Source organism: Giesbergeria sp. (assembly GCF_028686475.1).
Lineage (GTDB): Bacteria > Pseudomonadota > Gammaproteobacteria > Burkholderiales > Burkholderiaceae_C > Simplicispira.
Genome location: NZ_JAQUCA010000045.1, coordinates 1 through 6,536 on the forward strand (window position 1 = coordinate 1; position 6,536 = coordinate 6,536).

The 6,536-nt window shown below is 56.5% G+C and carries 1 protein-coding gene and 1 pseudogene; both read right to left on the reverse strand.

What is annotated here, in order from left to right; all coding sequences use genetic code 11:
• Positions 1–1,720 (reverse strand): annotated as a pseudogene (locus tag PHX60_RS15545) (hypothetical protein); the annotation flags it as partial.
• 403 nt (positions 1,721–2,123) lie between these two features.
• Positions 2,124–5,861: a reverse transcriptase domain-containing protein gene (locus PHX60_RS15550; RefSeq protein WP_300079611.1), complete on the reverse strand. Its 3,738-nt coding sequence runs from the start codon at positions 5,859–5,861 to the stop codon at positions 2,124–2,126.
• Positions 5,862–6,536: the final 675 nt, after the last annotated feature.

Sequence of the window (6,536 nt, forward strand, 5' to 3'; positions counted from 1 at the left end):
GCCTCTTCTGGACGGCGGCCAGCTGCTCCTTCAGAAACTTCTCATACTCGGGGCAGCGCTGGCTGGCCTTCAGGTGGTCGGTGCTGCCACAGTTGTCGCACCGCCTCGCCATGTCCTTGGCACCCCCCTTCTGGCGTGCAGGGGCAGAGGGGCCAGGTGCATGCATGCCCCCAAAAGCGGGCTTGCCCTCATCTCCCCCCTTGCGGCCCGCACCGCCACTGGCACCATAGTTGCCGTTGCCCCCACCCTGGTGGCCCTTGCCGCCCCCTGTGCCCTGACCCGGCTGGCTGTGGCCTGCAGAGGTGCCAGCCCCGTTGTGGCCCTTGGCCTTGAAGGTAGAGGGGAAGGGACGCTTGAATGGGCGGTCCTGCGAACCCCCTGAGCCAGCAGAGCTAGGGCGCGCAGCCATGCGCCCCTCAGCGCGCTTCGCCACAGAGGCTGCCTGCTGTGCTGTGGTCTCAAGGTGTGGCGCCTCCTCGCGCATGCGCTCCATCAGCGTCTGCACATCAGACACGGGGCGTTGCGCCGCGTCCAGCCACAGCGCCTCGCGCACTACCACTGGGCACATGGCCAGCAGGGCAAAGGAGCGGAAGCACCCCTCCATGGACGCGCCCGCGGCTTCCAGCCTGCCCTCCAGCTGGTGCACCATCTGCTGATAGCGGCCCAGCACGTCCTCCACCTTGAACCCAGCATCCAGGTCGGCCGTGTTGCCGAACCACTCACGCAGGGTGTCCATGTACTCCCTGGCCGCCTGTGCACGAGGGACAAATGCACGTCTCAGCACCAGGCACATGAACGCAAAGGTAATGGGAATGCGAGCTGCCTTTGCAATTTTCTGCTCGGCCCTGTAGATGGTTTCCGCATCCCCCTTGAGCCATGACGCTGCCACCATTGCACGCGCCTCCCCCCTAGTACCACACAAGTCTAGGTACTCTTCCATGGCTATCATCCACTGCTCGCATTTCCTGGCCATACCACGCGCACCCAATGTTCCATTGAAAAATGGTGGGTCACCGACCTTGGCCTTGCCACGCACAAAGGTCACACCCTCATCATCAGATGATGTGACACTGTTTCTGCGCTTCCTACTCTGAGATGAGTGTGTTGTATGCTCACGCGCACGCATGTGCTGAACATTGTCATGCCCATGCATGTGCTCGCCATGCACCACCTTGCCCATGCGACCAGCAGGCACGTTAGTGTCACCCCCACGATCACGCACAATGGTTGGTGCATCACCGACAGCCACGCCCACATTGTCCCCACTTGCCTGCAAGCGGACGTTGAGCTGGGCCAGCTCGCGAGCATGCGTCAAACGCATTTTCTCCAACTCCCTCATCGCCTTCGTGTCAGCCTTCCCCGTGGAGGCGTACACCTGGTCGACATGGTGCAGGACCATGTCGGCCAACTGCATTTTTTCCTGAAGAAAAATTGCGGTGTCCCCACTTCCAATAGAAAGATTCCATGGGTCCGTTCTGGCAGGGTCCATGCCACGGAACACATATTTGCCCACGATGCGCATCTTCCCACTGGACATGGATTTTTCAAAGTGCGTGGAGATAACATCTCCCCCGCGCAACGCAATATGAATAAACCCCGCGGGGTCTTCAGTAAGAATCCAGTCATTTTCGGCATGAGGGGCATGACCACCCACGGCCACAACACCCTCTTCCTCAATGTCCATTTCCTCATGGTCACCGCGCACGGTACCATGGGACAAATCCCTATTCATAATAGTTGACATGTGGTGGGCGAACCTAACAAGCCCAAAAATCGAACAAAGCTTACGATACCAAATATAGCGGGGTGAAATCCCACTAGTTCCTTAACACTTGTCTAATGTGCCCCGCCTCGCACAATAGTGTCCACTCCTCCGGTCGCGAGCACACTTGCTCACTCTTTGAGTGGTCCATTCCCGGATTCCGTATACTTGTAAGAATATGAATAACGATACTCCCATACATAATGATATCTAGGCACGAGCCATCGCACAACCCATGGTCATGGGGTGGGTGACTATGGTGACGAGATACCATGATGACATGTAGCCCGCTACATTTCTCCCCCCCTTAAATCGCGACGCCCTCGACGCGCAGGGTACAAGTATAGGCCATCCCTCCTTATCATGAAGTTGTTGAAGCAGACACGCTCGCCCAGTAATCCTGCAGCAGCTCAGCCACACCTGACACCAGGTTGGACTCGGGCTCCCAGGTATCACTAGAGGCATCATAGCCCTTCCAGCGAATGAGGTACTGCCTCACCAACTTCCTCTTTCGGTTCTTGCCTGTGGACACCTCCATGTCCCTGTGACTGAGAATCCTGTCCACCTCAAACACAGGACCTTCTGCATCCTCAAGCAAAGGCATAGGCGGGTGCGACTCTTTCCCGCGCTCTCCTGCCTTGAACCGCTTCAACAAAGAGACATGAAACACAGGGTGGATCTTCCCCATCGACTTGGGCAAGTCTAACCTGTATGACACCTCTCCAATCCTCTCCTTCACCGCAAACGGACCCAACCACCTGGGCAACAGCTTCTTAGCGCCTTGCAGTTTGAGGTTCTTGGTGTGAAGCATGACCAGCTCAGCGCCAGGTTCAAATACTTCCTCCACCCTAGACTCATCAGCATACGCCTTCTGCCGTTGCTGGGCACGCGACATGCAGTCTTTAGCCACAGCCACCAACTCGTGCAGCTTGCCAACCAAGACATCTGCCGCTGGCACCTTGTCTCCCAGTTGTGCCGTCAAAGGTGTTAAGGGGTCCTGGCCATAGTTGAGCCGGAAAGGGGTGTTCTGGACGCTCTCCTGCCATGAGTTGTTGATAGCAAACTCAGCACAGTCCAAAAACTCATCCCAATCACCCTGCTCGCGCGACACATAATGCCGCAACATGGCCTCAAGTGTGCTGTTCGTCCGCTCAGTCTGTCCATTTGACTGAGGGTGGAACGCAGTGCTCATGCTCTGCTTTGTCCCCAACAACCTGCACACCTCTTTCCAGAATGCACTGGTGAACCGCGGGTCACGGTCGCTCACAATCTCCTTTGGCACCCCGTGGAGTCGCCAAACATTGCGAACAAACAGCCGTGCAAATTCCTCTGCACCCACTGCCGTCACCGTTGGCACCAAATGCACCATTTTGGTCAAGCGGTCGATGAAAACCACAATGGCGTCATGACCTCTCTCAGTACGTGGCAGCTGGGTAATGAGATCCATGCCCATGCTTTCCCAAGCTCTGTTGGGTATGCTCAGAGGTTGCAACAAGCCCTTGGCATGCCTGTTACCCTTGTTCCTCTGGCATGAGGCGCATGTACTCACATACTCCTTGATGTCTGCATCCATTCTGGGCCACCAGAACTGAGATTTGACCGTTGCAAGGGTTTTCCGTTCGCCCACATGCCCAGCAACAGGGGAATCATGCATCTCGGATAAGATCATCTCCTTAACCGCGCGCACATCCGGAACTGCCACCCGAGTGCCGTACCACCACAAACTGTCGGCCTTTCTCAGCAGGCGCGATGCCGTGGTCCACGTCACATCCGAGTACAACGGATCATGGGCGTAAGCAGCCTTGATCTTTCCAATGATGGACCCCCGCCGTTGCAGGCGCACCTGGTCTACTTGGTCTGCGTGCTGTGTTGGCAATGCAATAGCATCCGGCACCCGCACTCCCTTGCTTTTTGGCATACGAGGTGGTTGGACGTCAACCAAAGGCATGACCTCGGCCTGCCTATACTCATGGAGTACCTCGTCTGTGCCTGGGTGCGGCTGCTCCCTCGCAACCTGCACCACATCCTGTGCTGCCTGCTCACGTGCTTGGCGACGAGTGGTCGCTGCCGCAAGAGTCAGCCTGGGCAAGGAGATCAGCATGGCGCCCATGGGCATCCTGCTCAGGTGGTCGGCCACCACATTCTCCTTCCCTGGTTTGTACTGCCAGTCAAAGTGAAACTGTTGCAGATACTCAGACCAACGAGCCTCCCTGCGAGACAAGCTTGGTTTGGTTTGGAAGTAGGTGTTGGGGTTGTGGTCCGTCCTCACCAGGAACTTGACACCACTTTCCAGGTAGCACCGCCACACTTTAAGCGCATGCACCACACCCAACAACTCTTGTTCAGTGGTCGTGTAGTTGCGTTCCGCAGGTGTCAACTTGCGGCTCTCAAAAGCCACAGGCCGCCCATCCTGCTCCAGCACCGCACCCAACCCCACAACTGACGCATCAGAGGTGACCACCAGCTTGCACAGCTTGGTTGGGTCAAAAGGGGCCAAAGTGGGCGCTTTGGTCAACGCACCCTGGATCCACCTAAACTCTTCCAACAGTTCACCTGACCATTGCCCTGCCCACTCAGACTTCGAGCCAGTGAGCGCAGTGAGTTTGGCTGTGTGAGACGCATAGTCTCGCATGAACCGCCTGTAATAGTTGGCCATGCCCAGAAAAGAGCGGAGTTGAGTCACAGATGTGACATCCTCAGGTTTGAGGGCGCACACAGCAGCCACCTTGCGTGGATCAACCTTGATTCCATCGCGGCCCACCACGTGACCCAGAAAATCCAACTCCTCCTTGCCAAACACACACTTGGACAATTTGGCGTACAACTTGTGCTCCCTGAGCCGCCGCAACACCTCCTCAAGGTGTGCTTTGTGCTCCTCTGGACTGCGACTGATGACCAAAATGTCATCCAGGTAGATTAAGACGGACTTCCCAATCAAATCACCAAAGATTGAGGCCATCACTGCCTGGAATGTACTAGGTGCATTCGTAAGCCCAAAGCTCAGCACCTTGAATTGGTACAACCCCAAGGGTGTTTTGAATGCCGTCTTAGGCACATCCTCATCTGATATGCGAATTTGGTGGTAGCCAGATTGCAAATCCAAGGATGATACCACAGACACACCACTCAGGCTGTCCAACAGGTCATCAATCCTAGGCAGGGGGTACTGGTTGCGGACAGTGATCTTATTAAGAGCACGATAATCTATGCACATGCGCAATGACCCGTCCTTTTTCTGCACAAAAAGGATCGGTGCTGCATATGGCGATTTACTCGGCTCAATCAGCCCCTTGGCCAGCAACTCCTTGACCTGCCTCTTCACTTCCTCCAACTCCAACGGGCTCAGCCTATACAAAGGCCGTGAAGGCGGTTTCGAACCCGGGTCTACAGGAATGGTGTGCCCAATGCCACGGTCAGGCGGCAAGCCAATAGGCAGCTCATCAGGAAACACGTCCTTATAGCGCTCTATCAGGTTGGACACCCACTGGTCAGACAACACCCCTGACCCAGAGGGCCCTTCATTAGCACCTAAGGCAGGAGCAACATCCACTGCATGCCATGCATGGTGTTGTTGTGCATGTGCCACATCATCCGCGACACGGACAGACACCATGAACACCAGCTCCTCTCTCCGGCCTGCCTTAGCCACAGCCTTCTTCATTTGCATAGCAGACAACACTTGGTGCCGTCCTGCACTGCCCGCGGAGGTCTCTGCTGTTGATGCATGGAGCGGGGTGGGCTTCAATGTGACCCTTCTGGTCCCCATGCGCACAGTGGCACACTTGCGGGCATAGTCCAACACCACTCCATTGGCGTTGAACCAAGAGTCACCCAACACCAGCTCATAGCCTTCCACCAGACTCTCAAGCACGAAGCACCGCACCTTGGCTCTGTACCCCTGAAGCTTGACGGGGAGCACACACTCACCCAACACCGAGGCCTCAGCCTGCCCATCACCCAAGGATACAACGCTATGCATGGTTGCGGTGACTTTAGCGCCTGCCCGCCTGGCAGCGGCAGCTGTCACCAGAGGTGCGCTGCACCCTGAGTCCAGCAGCGCATGCACCAACTCGCCTTTGACTGTTGCTTGAAAGCTCATGGTTAATGTGCTGCGCTGAGCTGCATTGAACCGCAAGTGTGGCACACAGTCATCACACCACACGTCCCAATCCCACTTTGGACGTGCAAAGCCCCGCCCATGCGGGCTCTTGAACACAGCATCCCCCCGAGAAAACTGTGCCACAAGTCTCATGCCTTTCAACCATCTGTGCCATTTCTGCCCATGCCATCTGGGAAGCATGATGCATGCAGAAGTAGTGTGAGGGGATTTTGCCTTCAGATTTCTGTAGTGCTGCAAGTGACTAGCAATGTCTGCCACTGGAGGCAAAAGCCACACATGCTGGCCCACAGCTGTCTCAGCACCCAGAAACCCAGAGGGCGAGTGGAACACAGAGTCACATCTTACAGGAGCGTTGCCACAAGCATCCCACGTGAACTTGCGGCCGGATCGTTCCTGCACTGCATTCCATTCTGAGTCAACAATGATCAACCCCCGACTCTCAAACGAAGGTTCATCCCACTGTGACCCTACACACCAAGGGCTCTCGCGTGCGCCCAAGGCGGCAGCCCCCTACTTCTGCGCCTGCCCCTTCCGGATGGCCAGCTGCTCCTCCAGAAACACCTCATACTTGGGGCAGCGCTGGCTGGCCTTCAGGTGGTCGGTGCGGCCACAGTTGTCGCACCGCTTCACCATGTCCTTGGCACCCCCCTTCTG

What these genes read in the sequence shown, in the direction of transcription:
- PHX60_RS15550 (WP_300079611.1), bottom strand. Translation starts at nt 5,861, where the DNA reads ATGAGCTTTCAAGCAACAGTCAAAGGCGAGTTGGTGCATGCGCTGCTG.